The sequence below is a fragment of the Pseudomonas sp. PvP100 genome (assembly GCF_017833055.1).
Taxonomy (GTDB): Bacteria; Pseudomonadota; Gammaproteobacteria; order Pseudomonadales; family Pseudomonadaceae; genus Aquipseudomonas; species Aquipseudomonas syringae.
The window spans coordinates 92,190-112,121 of sequence record NZ_JAFIBO010000001.1; the positions used below are offsets into that span (position 1 = coordinate 92,190).

Annotated in this window: 17 protein-coding genes; 16 read left to right on the forward strand and 1 reads right to left on the reverse strand. The window is 59.2% G+C overall.

Annotation, left to right across the window (positions count from 1 at the left end; genetic code table 11):
• The first annotated feature begins 62 nt into the window (after positions 1-62).
• The 8 genes from dnaE to ispD all read left to right on the forward strand — a co-directional run bounded on the left by dnaE (position 63) and on the right by ispD (position 11,508).
• A complete protein-coding gene (gene dnaE / locus JOE39_RS00405; protein ID WP_210078050.1) occupies positions 63-3,584 on the forward strand; it encodes a DNA polymerase III subunit alpha in 3,522 nt (1,173 codons plus the stop codon).
• 128 nt (positions 3,585-3,712) lie between these two features.
• Complete coding sequence (accA, locus tag JOE39_RS00410; protein ID WP_003364825.1) at positions 3,713-4,660, forward strand: acetyl-CoA carboxylase carboxyl transferase subunit alpha; 948 nt, start codon at positions 3,713-3,715, stop codon at positions 4,658-4,660.
• A gap of 136 nt (positions 4,661-4,796) precedes the next feature.
• Positions 4,797-6,134, forward strand: a complete 1,338-nt coding sequence (tilS, locus tag JOE39_RS00415) for a tRNA lysidine(34) synthetase TilS (RefSeq protein WP_210078048.1) — start codon at positions 4,797-4,799, stop codon at positions 6,132-6,134.
• 263 nt (positions 6,135-6,397) lie between these two features.
• Complete coding sequence (locus JOE39_RS00420; RefSeq protein WP_003364819.1) at positions 6,398-8,029, forward strand: CTP synthase; 1,632 nt, start codon at positions 6,398-6,400, stop codon at positions 8,027-8,029.
• 14 nt (positions 8,030-8,043) lie between these two features.
• Positions 8,044-8,889, forward strand: coding sequence for a 3-deoxy-8-phosphooctulonate synthase (kdsA, locus tag JOE39_RS00425; protein ID WP_003314314.1), 846 nt, complete (start codon positions 8,044-8,046; stop codon positions 8,887-8,889).
• Between the two features lie 139 nt (positions 8,890-9,028).
• On the forward strand, positions 9,029-10,315 hold the full coding sequence (gene eno, locus JOE39_RS00430; RefSeq protein ID WP_003339565.1) for a phosphopyruvate hydratase: 1,287 nt from the start codon (positions 9,029-9,031) through the stop codon (positions 10,313-10,315).
• Positions 10,316-10,505: 190 nt separating this feature from the next.
• A complete protein-coding gene (ftsB, locus tag JOE39_RS00435) occupies positions 10,506-10,784 on the forward strand; it encodes a cell division protein FtsB (protein ID WP_003314315.1) in 279 nt (92 codons plus the stop codon).
• A gap of 13 nt (positions 10,785-10,797) precedes the next feature.
• Entirely contained in the window at positions 10,798-11,508 is a 711-nt protein-coding gene (gene ispD, locus JOE39_RS00440) for a 2-C-methyl-D-erythritol 4-phosphate cytidylyltransferase (RefSeq protein ID WP_065088540.1), read from the forward strand.
• 6 nt (positions 11,509-11,514) lie between these two features.
• Here ispD and JOE39_RS00445 read toward each other — a convergent pair whose 3' ends face one another.
• Entirely contained in the window at positions 11,515-12,411 is an 897-nt protein-coding gene (locus JOE39_RS00445; RefSeq protein ID WP_003339561.1) for a LysR family transcriptional regulator, read from the reverse strand.
• 104 nt (positions 12,412-12,515) lie between these two features.
• Here JOE39_RS00445 and JOE39_RS00450 point away from each other — a divergent pair, with 104 nt between their 5' ends.
• From JOE39_RS00450 to rpoS, 8 genes are all read left to right on the forward strand, one after another.
• On the forward strand, positions 12,516-13,628 hold the full coding sequence (locus JOE39_RS00450; protein ID WP_003339560.1) for an S-(hydroxymethyl)glutathione dehydrogenase/class III alcohol dehydrogenase: 1,113 nt from the start codon (positions 12,516-12,518) through the stop codon (positions 13,626-13,628).
• Positions 13,629-13,724: 96 nt separating this feature from the next.
• Entirely contained in the window at positions 13,725-14,570 is an 846-nt protein-coding gene (fghA, locus tag JOE39_RS00455; RefSeq protein WP_017278897.1) for an S-formylglutathione hydrolase, read from the forward strand.
• 53 nt (positions 14,571-14,623) lie between these two features.
• A complete protein-coding gene (ispF, locus tag JOE39_RS00460; RefSeq protein ID WP_210078046.1) occupies positions 14,624-15,097 on the forward strand; it encodes a 2-C-methyl-D-erythritol 2,4-cyclodiphosphate synthase in 474 nt (157 codons plus the stop codon).
• Entirely contained in the window at positions 15,094-16,152 is a 1,059-nt protein-coding gene (gene truD / locus JOE39_RS00465; protein WP_210078044.1) for a tRNA pseudouridine(13) synthase TruD, read from the forward strand. The genes ispF and truD overlap by 4 nt, the downstream gene beginning before the upstream one ends.
• A complete protein-coding gene (gene surE / locus JOE39_RS00470) occupies positions 16,140-16,889 on the forward strand; it encodes a 5'/3'-nucleotidase SurE (protein WP_003314323.1) in 750 nt (249 codons plus the stop codon). Before truD ends, surE begins: the two co-directional genes overlap by 13 nt.
• 41 nt (positions 16,890-16,930) lie before the next feature.
• The gene (locus JOE39_RS00475) at positions 16,931-17,566 is read left to right on the forward strand and encodes a protein-L-isoaspartate(D-aspartate) O-methyltransferase (protein ID WP_002554702.1); all 636 of its coding nucleotides are present in this window, start codon (positions 16,931-16,933) and stop codon (positions 17,564-17,566) included.
• A 207-nt stretch (positions 17,567-17,773) separates the two neighbouring features.
• On the forward strand, positions 17,774-18,640 hold the full coding sequence (locus JOE39_RS00480) for a peptidoglycan DD-metalloendopeptidase family protein (protein WP_003391034.1): 867 nt from the start codon (positions 17,774-17,776) through the stop codon (positions 18,638-18,640).
• A 103-nt stretch (positions 18,641-18,743) separates the two neighbouring features.
• Entirely contained in the window at positions 18,744-19,751 is a 1,008-nt protein-coding gene (gene rpoS / locus JOE39_RS00485) for an RNA polymerase sigma factor RpoS (protein WP_003314325.1), read from the forward strand.
• The last annotated feature ends 181 nt before the right edge of the window (positions 19,752-19,932 follow it).

Here is a 19,932-nt window from a genome sequence, read left to right on the forward strand (position 1 = left end):
ACTCCGGGCCAGCTACAATCCTGCCCTTCGTTTTTTGTATTTTCGCGTTTTATAGGATCACCATGCCGGCTTCTTTCGTTCATCTACGCCTGCACACCGAATATTCGCTGGTTGACGGCCTGGTCCGGGTCAAACCGTTGATCAAGGCGCTGACCGGCATGAACATGCCCGCCGTGGCGGTGACTGACCAGAACAACATGTGTTCGCTGGTCAAGTTCTACAAGGCCGCTCAGGGCTCCGGCATCAAGCCGATCTGTGGTGTCGATCTGTGGCTGGCGGGCAGGGACGAAGATGCCGCGCTCAGCCGCATCAGCCTGCTGGCCATGAATGCCCAGGGCTACCGCAACCTGACCGAGCTGATTTCCCGAGGCTTTATCGAAGGCCAGCGTAACGGTCAGATCGTTATTCAGCGCCAGTGGGTCGCGCAGGCCAGTGAAGGCGTGATTGCGCTTTCTGCGGCCAAGGAAGGCGAAATCGGCATGGCCTTGCTTGGCGGCAATCCGGGGGAGGCCGACGAACTGTTGCGCGAGTGGCTGGAAGTCTTTCCTGACCGCTTCTATATCGAAGTGCAGCGTACCAACCGCGCCAATGACGAAGAGCATCTGCACGCTGCGGTGGCCCTGGCCGAGCGTCACGGCGCCCCGCTGGTGGCGACCAACGATGTGCGCTTCATCAAGCAGGCCGATTTCGAAGCCCATGAAACCCGCGTATGCATCGGTGAAGGGCGTGCGCTGGACGACCCGCGTCGCTCGCACAATTACAGCGATCAGCAATACCTGAAAAGCCCGGAAGAAATGGCCGAGCTGTTCAGCGATCTGCCGGAAGCGCTGGAAAACACCGTCGAGATTGCCAAGCGCTGCAACATCGACGTCAAGCTGGGCACGCACTTCCTGCCCAACTTCCCGATTCCCGATGGTATGACCATCGATGAGTATTTCCGCAAGGTCTCCTTCGATGGCCTGGAAGAGCGTCTTGCAGTCCTGTTGCCCAAGGACGCGACCGAAGATTACGAAGCCAAGCGTCAGGTGTATGTCGACCGGCTGAATTTCGAGCTGGATATCATCATCCAGATGGGCTTCCCCGGTTACTTCCTGATCGTGATGGACTTCATCCAGTGGGCCAAGAGCAACGGCGTACCGGTGGGGCCGGGTCGTGGTTCGGGTGCCGGATCGCTGGTTGCCTATGTACAGAAGATCACCGACCTCGACCCGCTGGAATACGACCTGCTGTTCGAACGCTTCCTGAACCCGGAGCGGGTTTCCATGCCTGACTTCGACGTCGACTTCTGCATGGATGGTCGTGACCGGGTGATCGAATATGTGGCCGAGAAGTACGGTCGCAACGCGGTCAGCCAGATCATCACCTTCGGTTCCATGGCCGCCAAGGCGGTGGTGCGTGACGTGGCGCGGGTGCAGGGCAAGTCTTACGGGCTGGCCGATCGTCTGTCGAAGATGATCCCGTTCGAAGTCGGCATGACCCTCGAAAAGGCCTACGAGCAGGAAGAGATTCTTCGCGATTTCCTCAAGGTGGATGAGGAAGCGGCGGAAATCTGGGAGATGGCGCTCAAGCTCGAAGGCATCGTGCGTAACGTCGGCAAGCACGCCGGTGGTGTGGTTATTGCCCCGACCAAGCTGACTGACTTCTCGCCGATCTATTGCGACGAGGCCGGTGACGGTCTGGTGACCCAGTTCGACAAGGACGATGTCGAGGCTGCGGGGCTGGTGAAGTTCGACTTCCTCGGTCTGCGTACCCTGACCATCATCGACTGGGCGCTCAAGACCATCAACCGCGACCGCGCCAAGGTCAACGAAGAACCGCTGGACATCGCGTTCATTCCGCTCGACGACATGCCGACCTATCAGTTGCTGCAGCGCGCCGAGACCACGGCGGTGTTCCAGCTCGAGTCGCGCGGCATGAAAGAGCTGATCAAAAAGCTCAAGCCCGACTGTCTGGAAGACTTGATCGCACTGGTGGCCCTGTTCCGTCCCGGCCCGCTGCAATCGGGCATGGTCGACGACTTCATCAACCGTAAACACGGTCGCGCCGAGCTGTCCTATCCGCACGTCGATTACCAGTACGAAGGCCTCAAGCCGGTACTGGCACCGACCTACGGCATCATCCTGTATCAGGAACAGGTGATGCAGATCGCCCAGGTCATGGCCGGTTACACCCTTGGCGGTGCGGACATGCTGCGTCGTGCCATGGGTAAGAAAAAGCCCGAGGAAATGGCCAAGCAGCGCGGTGGTTTCATCGATGGCTGCAAGACCAATAACATCGACCCGGACCTTGCCGGTAACATCTTCGACCTGGTGGAAAAGTTCGCCGGTTACGGTTTCAACAAGTCCCACTCCGCAGCCTACGGGCTGGTGTCGTACCAGACTGCCTGGCTGAAGACTCACTACCCGGCGCCGTTCATGGCGGCGGTGTTGTCGGCGGATATGCACAACACCGACAAGGTCGTGACCTTGATCGAAGAAGTGCGCACGATGAAGCTGCGCCTAGACGCGCCGGACGTGAACACCTCGGAGTTCAAGTTCACGGTAAGCGACGATGGCCGTATTCTTTATGGCCTTGGCGCGATCAAGGGCGTAGGCGAGGGGCCGGTCGAGGCGATTACCGATGCGCGCCAGGGCGGGCCGTTCAAGGACTTGTTCGACTTCTGCGCTCGCGTCGACCTCAAACGGGTCAACAAGCGCACTCTGGATGGTCTGATTCGCAGCGGTGCGCTGGATCGTCTCGGGCCGTACTTCGAACTGGAGCCCAAGGCCTATCAGGCCAATATCGACCGTAACCGTTCGGTGCTGCTTGCCGCGCTGGAAGAAGCCATTCAGGCGGCAGAGCAGACTGCACGCAGTCATGACAGTGGTCACGCCGACCTGTTCGGCGGTCTGTTCGTCGAAGCGGATGCCGATGTCTACGCCAACCATCGCAAGACCCGCGAGCTGAGCCTCAAGGATCGTCTGCGTGGTGAAAAGGAAACCCTGGGGCTGTACCTGACCGGGCACCCGATCGATGAGTATGAAGGTGAGATCCGCCGTTTCGCTCGTCAGCGCATCATTGATCTCAAGCCGGCAAGAGACACCCAGACAGTCGCGGGCCTGATCATTGCCCTGCGCGTCATGAAGAACAAGAAGGGCGACAAGATGGGGTTCATTACCCTGGACGATCGCTCGGCGCGCATCGAGGCGTCGCTATTTGCCGAAGCGTTCCATTCGGCTCAGTCACTGTTGCAGACCGATGCTATGGTGGTAGTCGAGGGCGAAGTCAGTAATGATGACTTCTCCGGTGGGCTGCGCTTGCGGGCTAAGCGTGTCATGAGTATCGAGGATGCCCGCACCAATCTGGCCGAGAGCCTGCGTGTGACGGTGCGTGCCGAGGCGCTCAAGGGCGACCGGCTGCGCTGGCTGGGCGATCTGTGCAAGCGCCATCGCGGTGCCTGTCCGATCACGGTGGACTACACGGGGCAGGACGCCCGCGCATTGCTGCAATTGGGAGAAGCATGGCGGATTGATCCTGCGGACAGCTTGATTCAAGCTCTGCGTGACCAGTTCGGACGTGAGAACGTCTTTCTCCAGTATCGTTGAACGTCGCAGGCTCGACTTGCGCTCAACCCTGAATTTTAATTTCGACCTGAACGCGCCGGTTCCGAACAGGAACGGCGCAGACGGATCAACCGGCCGGCCTCTTGGCCGTCGACCCAAGACGGATGCCTATGAACCCGAATTTTCTTGATTTCGAACAGCCTATCGCTGACTTGCAGGCCAAAATCGAAGAACTGCGCTTGGTGGGTAACGACAACTCGCTGAACATCGGCGACGAGATCTCCCGGCTGCAAGACAAGAGCAAGACGCTCACCGAAAGCATCTTCGGCAACCTGACCAGCTGGCAGATCGCGCGCATGGCGCGCCATCCGCGTCGTCCTTACACGCTGGACTACATCGAAAACATCTTTACCGAGTTCGATGAGCTGCACGGCGATCGGCATTTCTCCGATGATGCGGCGATCGTCGGCGGTATTGCCCGTCTGGACAACCAGCCAGTCATGGTCATCGGCCATCAGAAAGGCCGGGAAGTGCGCGAGAAGGTTCGCCGCAACTTCGGCATGCCGCGCCCCGAAGGCTATCGCAAGGCCTGCCGTCTGATGGAAATGGCCGAGCGCTTCAAGATGCCGATCCTGACCTTTATCGATACGCCGGGCGCCTATCCGGGTATCGACGCGGAAGAGCGCAACCAGAGCGAGGCGATTGCCTGGAACCTGCGCGTGATGGCCCGTCTCAAGACCCCGATCATCGCTACCGTTATCGGTGAAGGCGGTTCCGGTGGTGCGCTGGCGATTGGTGTCTGTGACCAGTTGAACATGCTGCAGTACTCGACTTACGCGGTGATCTCTCCGGAAGGCTGCGCGTCGATCCTTTGGAAAACCGCCGAGAAGGCTCCGGATGCTGCTGAAGCCATGGGCATCACCGCTGACCGCCTAAAAGGTCTGGGTATCGTCGATAAGGTCATCGCCGAGCCACTGGGTGGCGCGCATCGTGATCCGGTCGCTGCCGCTGCCTTGATTCGCGAAGAGCTGAGCAGTCAGCTGGCGATGCTCAAGGAGTTCGATAACGACGAGCTGCTGGCGCGCCGTTATGACCGCTTGATGAGCTACGGTCTGTAAGCTGCGTCGCCCCGATTGTTTCCACGTCTTGCGGGCTTCTGCCCGAAAGGCGTGGGAGCGAACCTGTTCGCGAAAGGGTGGGTTTGAGCACTGCAGCCGTTAGTGTGCGAACCCGCCAGGCCGATGAAAAACATCCATGACCACCCCCTCACGCACCGGTCATGATCTTTCTGCCAGGCTTCTTCAAGTTCTGGCCCCATGGCGCAATGCGCCTGTCTGGCATGTCGGTTTCTCCGGCGGCCTCGACTCAACCGTGCTTTTGCATCTTCTGGCTGAACTCGCCAGTCGCGAAACCCTGCCTGCGCTCAACGCCATCCATGTGCACCACGGTCTGCAGACTGCTGCCGATGGCTGGCCAGAGCATTGTCAGCAGGTCTGCAAGACGCTCGGGGTGGCATTCGAGTCTGTTCGCGTTCAGGTCGAGCCCGCTGCAAGTCTCGAGCAGGCTGCCCGGCAGGCGCGTTACAGCGCCTTCAGTGAGCGGCTGGTTGAGGGCGAGGTGCTGCTGACGGGGCAGCATCGCGATGATCAGGCCGAAACCCTGTTGTTCCGTCTGCTGCGCGGCGCAGGCGTACGCGGTCTGGCTGCCATGCCCGATCAGCGCGTGCTGGGGCGTGGGCATCTGCTGAGGCCGCTACTGGATGTGTCGCGAAAGCAGCTGGAAGACTACGCGCATCGGCACGGCCTGAACTGGATCGAAGATCCCAGCAATGACGATCAGCAGTTCTCGCGCAATTTTTTGCGCAGTCAGGTATTGCCGTTGCTGACCTCCAGATGGCCGCAGGCAGCGGCCAGTCTGGCGCGTACTGCGCGCCACCTCGGCGAAGCGCAGCAATTGCTCTACGAGCTCGCGCTGCAGGATATTGCCAACGCGCAGACTGCAACGTCGTTCGCTTGGGTTGACCTGCCGGTGTTGAGTCTTGGGCCGATTGCCGCATTGTCCGCAGCTCGGCAGCGCAATGCACTGCGTCACTGGCTCGCGCCGCTGACGCGCCTGCCGGACACCGATCACTGGGCTGGCTGGGAGGCGTTGCGCGATGCCGCGCAGGACGCGGGTCCGTTGTGGCGGCTTGCTGATGGGACGCTGCACAGGGCGCAGAATTGTATCTGGTGGGTGCCCGCTGACTGGGAGCCGCTCTGTCGTCAGGCAATGGACTGGCCGGACCCTGGTGTGCCGCTGGACTTGCCGGGTAATGGCTGCGTGGTTCTGGAAGGCGACGCGCCGTCGGGGTGTCTGCAAATCCGCTATCGGCAGGGCGGTGAAGTGTTACGCCTGGACGGGCGCGGCAGCCGTGATCTCAAGCGTCTGCTCAACGAGCAGTCAGTGCCGGCGTTTCTGCGCGGCAGATTGCCGCTGCTGTACCTCGATAACGTGCTGCTGGCCGTCGCCAACCTGCCTGGACTGGACGGTTCGCCCAATGAAAACTGGCGTTTGCGCTGGGTTATGCCGACCGGCGACCAAAGTTTGAGCTGAAAGGCCCTTTCAGGTAGACTACGCTCCCTTCTTGATACAGCTTCTGTCGGCTCTTTTGAAACGACACGAGTTGCCGGTTACCAACCAGTATTTACTGGGTAATTCTTAAAATGTAGCGCACACCACACGGGCTTCGGCCGGTCGGTTTCAACGCAGCAGTTTCGGGAGTGCACCGTGAATTTTGTCGGTAATCGGGGGCTTCGGCCTTCCTTCGCTATCCCCGGCGGCTCTGACCGCTTTAACGCAGACTTCTAGGGTTTTTCATGACGCGCTACATCTTCGTCACGGGCGGTGTTGTTTCTTCATTGGGGAAAGGCATTGCCTCGGCTTCATTGGCGGCCATCCTGGAGGCGCGGGGACTCAAGGTCACCATGCTCAAACTGGATCCGTACATCAACGTGGACCCAGGCACCATGAGCCCGTTCCAGCACGGTGAGGTATTCGTCACTCACGACGGCGCCGAGACCGACCTGGACCTTGGTCACTATGAGCGGTTCATCCGCACCACCATGACCCAGAACAACAACTTCACCACCGGTCGTGTGTACGAGCACGTCCTGCGCAAAGAGCGCCGTGGTGATTACCTGGGCGCGACCATTCAGGTCATCCCGCACATCACCGATGAAATCAAGCGCCGCATCATCAAGGGTGCTGGCGATGCCGACGTGGCGCTGGTCGAGATCGGCGGCACGGTGGGCGACATCGAGTCGCAACCTTTCCTTGAAGCCATCCGCCAGTTGCGCTTCGAAGTCGGCGCACGCCGCGCGATGCTGATGCACCTGACGCTGGTGCCGTACATCGCCACTGCCGGCGAGACCAAGACCAAGCCGACCCAGCATTCGGTGAAGGAATTGCGCTCCATCGGCCTGCAGCCTGATGTGCTGGTCTGCCGTTCCGACCACCCGATCGACGTTTCCTCGCGTCGCAAGATCGCTCAGTTCACCAACGTCGAAGAGCGTGCGGTCATCGCCCTCGAAGACGCGGACACCATCTACAAGATCCCGGGCATTCTGCATTCGCAAGGCCTGGACGATTTTGTGGTCGAGCGCTTCGGCCTGCAATGTGGTGGTGCCGACCTGTCCGAGTGGGACAAGGTCGTCGACGCCAAGCTCAACCCGGAACACGAAGTGACCATCGCGATGGTCGGCAAGTACATGGAGCTGCTCGACGCCTACAAGTCGTTGATCGAAGCCATGAGCCACGCCGGTATCACCAATCGCACCAAGGTCAACCTGCGTTACATCGACTCTGAAGACATTGAAAACCAGGGCACCGGCCTGCTGGAAGGTGTGGACGCGATCCTGGTTCCCGGTGGCTTCGGTCTGCGCGGCGTCGAAGGCAAGATCACTGCCGTTCAGTTCGCCCGTGAGAACAAGGTTCCGTACCTGGGCATCTGCCTGGGCATGCAGGTCGCGGTCATCGAGTTCGCCCGTAACGTGCTGGGCTGGAAAGACGCCAACTCCACCGAGTTCGATCGCACCAGCGCGCACGCTGTAGTGGGTCTGATCACCGAGTGGGAAGACGCCACCGGCGCAGTCGAAACCCGTACCGAAAGCTCCGATCTGGGCGGCACCATGCGTCTGGGCGCGCAAGAGTGCCAGCTTGAAGCCGGTTCGCTGGTCCACGACTGCTACACCAAGGACGTGATCGTCGAACGTCATCGTCATCGCTATGAAGTGAACAACAACCTGTTGCCGCAACTGATCGAGGCGGGCCTGAAGATTTCCGGCCGCTCCGGCGACGGCGCGCTGGTTGAGGTGGTCGAAGCGCCGGATCATCCATGGTTCGTCGCTTGCCAGTTCCACCCGGAATTCACCTCCACGCCCCGTGACGGTCATCCGCTGTTCAGCGGCTTCGTCAAGGCGGCACTGGCTCAACATCAGAAAAATTCCTGACAGGGACTGCAGACATGGCTCAGAAAATCATCCGCGTAGGTTCGATCGAGATCGCCAACGACAAGCCAATGGTGCTGTTCGGCGGCATGAACGTACTCGAATCCCGGGATATGGCCATGCAGGTCTGTGAAGAATACGTAAAGGTCACCGAAAAGCTCGGTATCCCTTACGTGTTCAAGGCCAGCTTCGACAAGGCCAACCGCTCTTCGGTGAACTCCTACCGTGGGCCGGGCCTTGAAGAAGGCATGCGTATTTTCGAAGAGATCAAGCGCACCTTCAACGTGCCGCTGATCACCGATGTTCACGAGCCGCATCAGGCCGCCGTGGTGGCTGAAGTCTGCGACATCATTCAGCTGCCGGCTTTCCTTTCGAGACAGACCGATCTGGTCGTCGCGATGGCGAAAACCGGCGCAGTCATCAACATCAAGAAAGCCCAGTTCCTTGCACCCCAGGAAATGAAACACATCCTGACCAAGTGCGAAGAGGCCGGTAACGATCAGTTGATTCTCTGTGAGCGTGGCTCCAGCTTCGGTTACAACAATCTGGTCGTGGACATGCTTGGCTTCGGCATCATGAAGCAGTTCGAATATCCGATTCTGTTCGACGTGACCCACGCCCTGCAGATGCCGGGCGGTCGTTCCGATTCTGCTGGCGGGCGCCGCGCTCAGGTGCTGGATCTGGCGAAGGCCGGTATCAGTCAGAATCTGGCCGGCCTGTTCCTTGAAGCCCATCCGGATCCTGACAACGCCAAATGCGACGGGCCATGTGCCCTGCGTCTGGACAAGCTCGAGCCGTTCCTGGCCCAGCTCAAGTCCCTGGATGAACTTGTAAAGAGTTTTCCGATCGTAGAGACCGCTTGAACAGGGTTCTCCGGTAAAGTGCCGTTCCCCGTCATTCGTGACGGGGTTGTCGCATTCAGACCTGCCTTTTTCTGCGTCTGATTGCGAGCATTGTTTCCCCAGCTGCGTCGTTTTCGTCAATCTTGGAGTGTTTACAACAATGGCAAAAATCGTCGACATCAAAGGTCGTGAAGTTCTCGACTCCCGTGGCAATCCCACCGTAGAAGCAGATGTGCTCCTCGATAACGGCATCATCGGCAGCGCCTGTGCGCCGTCCGGGGCCTCAACCGGCTCGCGCGAAGCGCTGGAGCTGCGTGATGGCGACAAGAGCCGTTACATGGGCAAGGGCGTTCTGAAAGCTGTGGCCAACATCAATGGCCCTATCCGTGACCTGCTTCTGGGCAAGGACCCGGTTGACCAGAAGGCGCTGGATCACGCGATGATCGAGCTGGACGGCACCGAAAACAAGGCAAGCCTGGGCGCAAACGCCATCCTCGCGGTCTCTCTGGCAGCTGCCAAGGCCGCGGCGCAGGATCAGGACCTGCCGCTGTACGCGCACATCGCCAACCTCAATGGCACACCGGGCGTGTATTCCATGCCGGTGCCGATGATGAACATCATCAACGGTGGCGAGCATGCCGATAACAACATCGACATCCAGGAATTCATGATTCAGCCTGTCGGCGCCAAATCCTTCGCTGAAGGCCTGCGCTGGGGCACCGAGATTTTCCATCACCTCAAGGCTGTACTCAAAGCGCGTGGCCTGAACACCGCAGTGGGTGACGAAGGTGGCTTCGCGCCTAACCTGGCATCCAACAAGGAAGCGCTCGACGCTATCGCCGAGGCGGTTGCCAATGCGGGTTACACGCTGGGCACCGACGTGACCCTGGCGCTGGACTGCGCAGCGAGCGAGTTCTACAAGAACGGCAAGTACAAGCTGAGCGAAGAGGGCGAATACAGCTCTGCCGAGTTCGCCGAATACCTTGCCGAGCTGACTCGCAAGCACCCGATCATTTCCATCGAAGACGGTCTGGACGAGTCCGATTGGGATGGCTGGAAAATCCTCACCGACAAGATCGGCGAGAAAACCCAGCTGGTAGGTGACGACCTGTTCGTGACCAACACCAAGATCCTCAAGGAAGGCATCGACAAGAAGATCGCCAACTCGATCCTGATCAAGTTCAACCAGATCGGTACGCTGACCGAAACCCTGGAAGCCATTCAGATGGCCAAGGCTGCCGGTTACACGGCAATCATCTCTCACCGTTCCGGCGAGACCGAAGATTCGACCATTGCTGACCTGGCTGTGGGCACCTCTGCCGGTCAGATCAAAACCGGTTCGCTGTGCCGCTCCGACCGCGTGTCCAAGTACAACCAATTGCTGCGCATCGAGGAGCAATTGGGCTCCAAGGCTGTGTATCGTGGTCGTGCCGAGTTTCGCGGCTGAGCCATAGATGGTAAAAAGACGCAGAGTGCTGCACGGATTCGGGTTCCCTGACTCGCCTGTGCAGCTCCGATGCTGACGCTCCGCGGTAATCTGGAGTGATTGAGCCTGGCTTATGTCAGGCTCAATGCTCTCAGTCGTTTGTTGTTCACGTTGGCTCTGCTGTCTTTTTTACTGGGTACCTGATATTTCAATGCGCAGTCCTAACTGGTTGTTCCTCGTCCTGCTCCTGTTGCTGGCTGGCTTGCAGTACCGCCTTTGGGTCGGTAACGGAAGCCTCGCGCAAGTGGCCAGCCTGACTCAGCAGATTGCCGACCAGCACGCTGAAAATCAGGTGCTGCTCGAGCGCAATCGCGTGCTCGATGCCGAGGTCATGGAGTTGAAAAAAGGTCTGGAAACCGTCGAAGAGCGTGCCCGACATGAATTGGGCATGGTCAAGGACGGCGAAACCCTTTACCAGCTCGCGCAATAATCAAGTTGGTGCGATGAAAGACTCTCTTCCTGCCTTCTGGGCAGTGATACCTGCAGCGGGCATTGGTGCTCGCATGGCAGCCGACCGTCCCAAGCAGTACCTGCCACTGGGCGGCCTGACAATTCTGGAACACAGCCTGCTTTGCTTTCTCGATCACCCCCGGCTCAAGGGGCTGGTGATCAGTCTGGCTGTGGACGACCCTTACTGGGCTGCATTGCCCTGCGCGCATGACACCCGCATTCAGCGCGTGGACGGCGGCAGCGAGCGCTCAGGCTCGGTGCTCAATGCGCTGCTGCACCTGCATGCGCAGGGCGCCAGTGACAATGACTGGGTGCTGGTTCATGACGCTGCGCGTCCGAACCTGGCGCGCAGTGATCTGGATAATCTGCTCGGCGAACTGGCCGATGATCCTGTTGGCGGCCTGCTGGCCGTGCCGGCCCGCGATACGCTCAAGCGTGCCGACAGCAGCGGTCGTGTGCTGGAAACAGTGGATCGCAGCCTGATCTGGCAAGCCTTCACGCCGCAGATGTTTCGTCTTGGGGCCCTGCATCGCGCCCTGGCGGACAGCCTGGTCTCTAACGTCAGCATCACCGATGAGGCATCGGCCATCGAGTGGGCGGGGCAATCTCCACGCCTGATCGAGGGACGCTCAGACAACATCAAGGTCACGCGCCCGGAAGACCTGGAGTGGCTGCGCCAGCGCCGCAGCGAGTTCGGGCGCTAGGCCCCGCTACTGGCGGTACTCATCCCTCATCGCCAAGCCTTCCTTGAGATAATCCACCAGCTTGCGCACCTTGGGTGACAGATGCCTTTGCTGCGGATAGAGCCCCCACACGGCCGTGTTGGGCGGCTGATGCGCCTCCAGCAATGAGACCAGCGTGCCGTCGTTGAGATGTTTCTGCACGTAGTAATCGGGCAACTGACACAAACCGACGCCGTGCAACGCGGCATCCAGCACGGCCTGGCCGCTGTTACAGCGCCAGTTGCCTTGCACGCGCTGGGAAAATTCACGCCCGTTCTGCTGTAGCTGCCAGGTATCGCTGCCTCCGATCAGGCAATTATGGCGATTGAGTTCCGAAAGGCTGTGCGGCCTGCCGTAACGCTCGATGTAGGACGGCGAGGCGCACAGGTACATCTGCCGTGGCGCGAGGCGGGTTGCGACCAGACGCGAGTCCTGCAGCCGACCCAGACGAATCGCCAGGTCCATGCCTTCATGAACCAGGTCCAGCGTTTCATTGCTCAGCTCGATATCGACCCGCAGGTGCGGGTACAGGTCCATGAAGCGTGTGACCAGCGGCGTGATGAAGCGCTCGCCATAGGCCACGGCGCAGGTCATGCGCAACAACCCCTTGGGTTCGCTGGCCAGATCGCCCACCGCGCGCAGTGCTTCTTCGCGGCCGTCCTGCAGGCGCTGGCAGTGATGCAGAAAGGTCTGACCGGCTTCGGTGAGCGCGACCTTGCGGGTACTGCGGTAGAGCAGACGAGTCTGCAGGCGTTCTTCAAGGCGCACGATCTGACGGCTGACATGCGACGAGGAGACCCCGAGCCGCAGAGCCGCGGCGGTGAACTGCCCGCATTCCGCGACGGCAACGAACTCATCCAGACCTTCCCAGCGATTGGTGTACATCGATTATCCCTGTACAGCATTAATGTTTTGCTTTTAGCCGTATTACTCGTCAATTGGCACTGTACTACACTGCAATCCTTGTTTTTACCCGTCGGAGAAGATTGATGATCAAGTCGCGCGCTGCTGTCGCTTTTGAAGCCAAAAAGCCATTGGAGATCGTTGAAGTCGATGTGGCCATGCCCAAGGCGGGAGAAGTGCTGCTCAGAGTAGTGGCCTCCGGCGTCTGCCACACCGATGCCTACACACTGTCCGGGGCTGACCCTGAAGGGATCTTTCCATCGATCCTCGGCCACGAAGGTGGTGCGATTGTCGAGGCGGTGGGTGAGGGCGTGACCTCGGTGGTGGTCGGCGATCACGTGATTCCGCTGTACACCCCGGAATGCCGTCAGTGCAAGTTCTGCCGCTCGGGCAAGACCAACCTGTGCCAGGCGATTCGTACCACTCAGGGTAAAGGCCTGATGCCGGATGGCACTACGCGTTTTTCCTACAAGGGCGAGCCGATTTTCCACTACATGGGCACCTCGACCTTCTCCGAATACACCGTACTGCCGGAAATCTCGGTGGCCAAAATCGACAAGCAGGCACCGCTGGAAAAAGTCTGCCTGCTGGGTTGCGGTGTCACCACCGGCATCGGTGCGGTGCTCAACACCGCCAAGGTCAAGCCTGGCGATACCGTGGCCATCTTCGGTCTGGGCGGTATTGGCCTATCGGCATTGATCGGTGCGGTCAAAGCCAAGGCGGCTCGCATCATCGCCATCGACATCAACCCGGCCAAGTTCGAGATCGCCAAACAGCTGGGCGCGACTGATTGCGTCAATCCGAAAGATTTCGACCGTCCGATCCAGGAAGTCATCGTCGACATGACCGATGGCGGCGTCGACTTCTCGTTTGAGTGCATCGGTAATGTGCAACTGATGCGTGCTGCGCTGGAATCCTGCCACAAGGGCTGGGGCGAGTCGGTCATCATCGGCGTGGCCGGTGCCGGTCAGGAAATCGCTACCCGTCCGTTCCAGCTGGTGACCGGGCGCGTCTGGCGCGGTTCGGCGTTTGGCGGCGTGCGTGGCCGTACCGAATTGCCGAGCTATGTGGACATGGCGCAGACCGGTGAAATCCCGCTGGACACGTTCATCACCCACACCATGGGCCTGGAAGACATCAACAAGGCGTTCGACCTGATGCATGAAGGCAAAAGCATCCGCACGGTCATCCATTTTTAAGGAGCAGCAGCAAGCTGTCAGCTCCAAGCGGCAAGCACGAAGGTCTCTTACATGCTTGTAGCTTGCGGCTTGCGGCTTGTAGCTAGAGGACACGATATGCCTTTGGAAAATATTTCCTGCCAAAAGAGCTTCGGCGGCTGGCACAAGCGCTACAAGCACCATTCTCAGGTGCTCGGTTGTGACATGGTGTTTGCCGTCTATCTGCCGCCACAGGCGGAGCAGGGCGGCAAGCTGCCGGTGTTGTACTGGCTGTCCGGCCTGACCTGCACGGATGAAAACTTCATGCAGAAAGCTGCCGCCCATCGACTGGCGGCCGAGCTGGGCATCATCATCGTGGCGCCTGATACCAGTCCGCGCGGTACTGACGTGGCAGATGACCCTGACGGCGCCTGGGACTTCGGTCAAGGCGCGGGCTTCTACCTCAACGCCACCGAGCAGCCTTACGCGCGGCATTACCAAATGCATGATTACGTGGTCAAGGAACTGCCGGCGCTGATCGAGGGGCATTTCCCGGCGTCACAGGTGCGCAGCATCAGCGGGCACTCGATGGGCGGTCACGGCGCGCTGGTCTGCGCATTGCGCAATCCAGGTCGCTATCGGTCGGTATCCGCGTTCTCGCCGATCAGTAATCCGATCGATTGCCCGTGGGGGCAAAAGGCATTTTCCCGTTATCTGGGCGAAGATCGTTCTCGCTGGCGCGAGTGGGATGCCAGCGTGCTGATTGCGCAGGCGTCCGAAAAGCTGCCGACCCTGGTCGATCAGGGCGATCGTGATGATTTTCTGGTCAACCAGCTCAAACCCGAGGTGCTGGTTCAGGCGGCCAAGACTGCGGACTATCCGCTGACCCTGCGCATGCAGCCAGGTTACGACCACAGCTATTTCTTCATCGCCAGCTTCATTGAAGACCATCTCAGGCATCACGCAGCAGCCTTGAACAGCTAACGCGCGCCAAAGCAGGTAGAATCACGCCCTGACTTTTTTCAGGGCGTTTTTTTATGCGTATTGGCCATGGCTTTGATGTGCACCGTTTCGCTGAAGGCGACTTCATTACCTTGGGCGGCGTGCGGATTGCACACGGGTTCGGTCTGCTGGCCCATTCCGATGGCGATGTCCTGCTGCATGCCTTGAGCGACGCGCTTCTGGGTGCCGCAGCGCTGGGCGATATCGGCAAGCACTTTCCCGACACGGATCCGCAGTTCAAGGGCGCCGACAGTCGCGTGCTGCTGCGTCATGTCCTCACGCTGATCCATGGCAAAGGCTGGAAGGTCGGTAATGTAGACGCCACCATCGTCGCTCAGGCACCGAAAATGTCGCCGCATATCGATGCCATGCGTGCATTGATCGCTGCAGACCTTCAGGTTGAGCTGGATCAGGTCAACGTCAAGGCCACGACGACTGAAAAGCTTGGCTTTACCGGGCGTGAAGAAGGCATCGCGGTGCATGCCGTTGCGTTGTTGCTACGCGCATGAATGAACGTGAACTGCTGGGCCCGCGAGCTTACGGCGAGGCATTGGGGAGTGCAGTCCTCAAAGCGACTGCCGAAGACTTTCAGGTCGACGAAGTGCTGGACATTCCGCTTTCCGGGGATGGGGAGCACTTGTGGCTATGGGTCGAGAAACGCGGTCTGAACACGGAAGAGGCGGCCCGCCGACTGGCCAGGGCTGCGGGCGTCCAACTGCGCACAGTCAGCTATGCCGGGCTCAAGGATCGTCAGGCACTGACCCGCCAGTGGTTCAGCATTCAATTGCCTGGCAAGGCCGATTCTGACCTGTCCGCTGCGCAGGACGACACGCTGCAGATTCTCAAGAGCGGCCGCCACAAACGCAAACTGCAACGCGGCGCCCATGCGGCCAATGGCTTCACGCTGCGTCTGACCCAGCTGGATGCAGACAAGGGCGCCTTGAATCAGCGTCTTGAAACCATTGCCCTGCAGGGCATCCCTAATTATTTCGGCACGCAGCGTTTCGGCTATCAGGGTGGAAATCTTGGCGAGGCACGCGATTACGCCGCCCGCAAGGCGCTGCCTGAGCAACGCGCGGTGCGTTCGCGACTCTTGTCCACGGCGCGCAGTTACCTGTTCAATCGGGTGCTGGCCGCTCGGGTTGTCGATGGCAGCTGGCAGAAGGCTCAGGTCGGTGATTTGCTCGCGTTCACCGACAGCCGCAGCTTTTTCCCGGCCGGGGTGGATGAATGCAGCGATCCTCGTCTGGCGATCCTCGATCTGCACCCCACCGGACCTCAATGGGGTGAAGGCCCTTCGCCAGCTGGCGGTGCGACGGCAGCGCTGGAAAATACCGTTGCCGACGACGAATCTGTATTGCGTGACTGGCTGGTCAGAGCGGGCATGGAGCACGAACGTCGCATCCTGCGACTGCCCATTGGGCGGCTGACGTGGCATTATCCCGAGTCTGACATTCTGCAACTGGAATTCGTCCTTCCGCCCGGATGTTTCGCGACCGTTTTGGTCCGCGAACTCATCGATCTGGTGCCGGTTGGGCAGACGGACAGCTCATGCGTATTCTGATATCAAATGATGACGGGGTGAATGCGCCCGGTCTTGTCGCGCTCCATGCGGCGTTGGCGAACTACGCCGACTGCGTGGTGATTGCGCCTGATCAGGACAAAAGTGGTGCCAGCAGTTCTCTGACACTCGACCGGCCCTTGCATCCGCACACCCTGGAAAATGGCTTCATCAGTGTCAACGGTACGCCCACCGACTGCGTGCATCTGGGCATTCACGGGCTACTGGAACGTCAACCGGACATGGTGGTTTCAGGCATCAATCTGGGGGCCAATCTGGGCGACGATGTACTGTATTCCGGAACGGTCGCTGCAGCCCTTGAAGGGCGTTTTCTGCAGCGCCCGTCGTTTGCCTTTTCGTTTCTGTCACGTCAGCCGGATAATCTGGCGACGGCGGCGCATTACGCGCGCTTGCTGGTCGAGGCCCATGAGCAACTCGACCTGCCACCCCGCACGGTATTGAACGTGAATATTCCCAACCTGCCGCTCGAGCATATCCGCGGCATTCAATTGACCCGATTGGGGCATCGTGCCCGCGCTGCGGCACCGATCAGAGTCGTCGATCCGCGTGGCCGCGCCGGCTACTGGATCGCTGCTGCAGGCGACGTCGAGGACGGCGGTGCCGGGACCGACTTTCATGCGGTCGTACAAGGCTACGTATCGATTACGCCGTTGCAGCTGGATAGAACCTATCAGGACGGATTCAGCAGCCTGAACACTTGGCTGGAGGGACTTCGTTGATGTCACGCGAGCAGGATGATCTATTGCGTCGAGGGATCGGTATGACGTCGCAGCGTACCCGCGAGCGTCTGATTCAACGCCTCTGCGAAGAGGGCATTTCCAACCAGCGGGTACTGGACGTCATTCGCAAGACGCCCCGGCATCTGTTTGTCGATGAAGCGCTGGCGCATCGCGCCTACGAAGACACCGCATTGCCCATCGGCCACAACCAGACGATTTCCCAGCCTTACATGGTCGCGCGGATGAGCGAGTTGCTGTTGGCAGCCGGGCCGCTGGACAAGGTCATGGAGATCGGTACAGGGTCCGGCTATCAGACTGCTGTGCTGGCGCAGCTGGTAGAGCGAGTGTTTTCGGTAGAGCGCATCAAGGTGCTTCAGGATCGTGCCAAGGAGCGTCTGGTCGAGCTCAATCTGCGCAACGTGGTGTTCCGTTGGGGTGACGGTTGGGAGGGCTGGCCAGCCCTGGCGCCGTATAACGGCATCATCGTTACGGCGGTGGCCACCGATGTGCCGCAGGCATTGCTCGATCAACTGGCACCGGGAGGCCGATTGGTCATCCCCGTGGGCTCGGGAGAGGTTCAGCAGTTGATGCTGATCATTCGTGAAGAAAACGGTTTTTCCCGACATGTGCTGGGGGCTGTGCGCTTCGTGCCACTGCTCAATGGACCCATCGCTTGAAGATTGTCTGCGGTAAACAATGAATTCTGGCGTCAGTCATCGGTCTACAGCGCGCGGCCACAACTGTTAAATGGCCTGATGGCATCATTTCCATGCAGCTGATTGATACTTAACAGCGTTTTTCAGCGGATATCACTGGCTGCCCGTCGCTATTACGGCACAATAGGCATCTTTTTTGAATTCAGTCACCAGTAAAGGGAGTGGCGGGTGAGTCTCACAGTCATTCAGCAGCTCAGGTCTTCAAGAAGTTATCAGCGTCTGGTGATTGGCATTGCTCTCAGTGTCCTTTTGGTCGGCTGCTCCAGCTCGCCTTCAGGCGGCGTTCGCGTCGTTGATCGCAACGGCAACGCCGTGGCCCAGCGCCCGACAGTGACCACTGGCCAATATGTGGTCAGGCGCGGCGATACGCTTTTTTCCATTGCATTTCGTTACGGCTGGGACTGGAAGGCGCTGGCTGCCCGCAACCAGATCCCTGAGCCGTTTACCATCAAGCCAGGTCAGACAATTCGCTTTGACGGGCGCTCCTCGTCAACGCCGAGCGTGGCTTCAACGTCGGGCGCCGGGCGTCCAGTGACGTCCACATCGACCACCACCAGCAGCTCCGGATCCGTCAAAACCACGGTCATGTCCAAACCTGTTGCGGTTGTACCTGTGGTTATACCGCCGTCGGCGACCACCGGGACAGGCCCGGCCGGCAAGTCTCCGACGGGTTGGACCTGGCCTTCGAGTGGCATTTTGATAGGAAAATTTTCCTCAAACGGCAGTTTGAATAAAGGAATTGATATCGCTGGTGATTTGGGACAGCCTGTTTTGGCAGCGTCTGATGGTTCAGTTGTTTACGCCGGAAGTGGATTACGGGGCTACGGCGAATTGATCATCATCAAACACAGCGATACCTACGTCAGTGCCTACGGTCATAACCGCAGGCTTTTGGTACGGGAAGGACAACAGGTCAAGGCAGGGCAGACGATTGCCGAAATGGGGTCAACAGGAACTGACCGGGTGAAACTGCATTTTGAGATTCGCCGCCAAGGGAAACCTGTAGATCCGTTAGGATTCTTGCCACGTCGTTGATAGTTGTCAGCCTGTTCCTGGCGTAGTAGGAACAGGCTCAAGCGTTGCCATGGAATCAGGCGATGCTGGAGCTTGAGGTCGAACTCACCAAAGGACTAAAACAATGGCTCTTGGCAACGAAGCGCCGGAGTTTGACATCGATGATGAAGTGCTCCTTATGGAAGCCGGCATTGTCCTGAAGGAAGCGTCAAACGAGAAGCAGCCAGCCGCTGTCTCGGGACGTACCAAGGTCAAGCATTCAACATCGCTCAAACAACACAAGTACATTGACTACACGCGGGCGCTCGATGCTACCCAGCTGTACCTCAATGAAATCGGTTTTTCTCCTCTATTGTCCCCGGAAGAAGAAGTTCATTTTGCGCGTCTATCGCAAAGTGGAGACCCGGCCGGGCGTAAACGCATGATTGAAAGCAATCTGCGGCTGGTAGTGAAAATTGCCAGACGCTATGTCAATCGTGGACTGTCATTGCTTGATCTGATCGAGGAGGGCAACCTGGGGTTGATCAGGGCGGTCGAGAAGTTCGACCCGGAGCGCGGCTTTCGTTTCTCTACCTACGCCACCTGGTGGATTCGTCAGACCATCGAACGCGCGATCATGAATCAGACGCGGACCATCCGACTGCCGATTCATGTGGTCAAGGAGCTGAACGTTTATCTGCGTGCGGCCAGAGAGCTGACCCAGAAGCTGGATCACGAACCTTCTCCTGAAGAGATCGCCAACCTGCTGGAAAAACCGGTAGGCGAGGTCAAGCGCATGCTGGGCCTCAACGAGCGTGTCTCGTCAGTGGACGTTTCGCTAGGACCGGATTCGGACAAGACGCTGCTTGATACGTTGACCGACGACCGTCCGACAGACCCCTGTGAGCTGCTGCAGGACGACGATCTCTCACAGAGCATCGATCAATGGTTGTCTGAACTGACCGAGAAGCAGCGCGAGGTAGTGATTCGCCGCTTTGGCTTGCGCGGGCATGAAAGCAGCACGCTTGAAGATGTAGGGCTTGAAATCGGTCTGACGCGTGAGCGTGTAAGGCAGATTCAGGTCGAAGGACTCAAGCGCCTGCGCGAGATCCTCGAGAAAAACGGTCTGTCCAGCGAGTCTCTCTTCCAGTAGTCCCCTTCCTCAGCATCCATCCAGGGCCGATATAACACAGTGCGTGTATATCGGCCTTTTTATATGTCTTTCGTCATCTCAACTTTACTGAGCACCCTGCCAGCCAACGCAGTTCTGCTTGGACGGCAGCGGCATGCTTGTACTCAGAGAGCTCAAAGCCTGTAAGTCATTGCGCACGCTT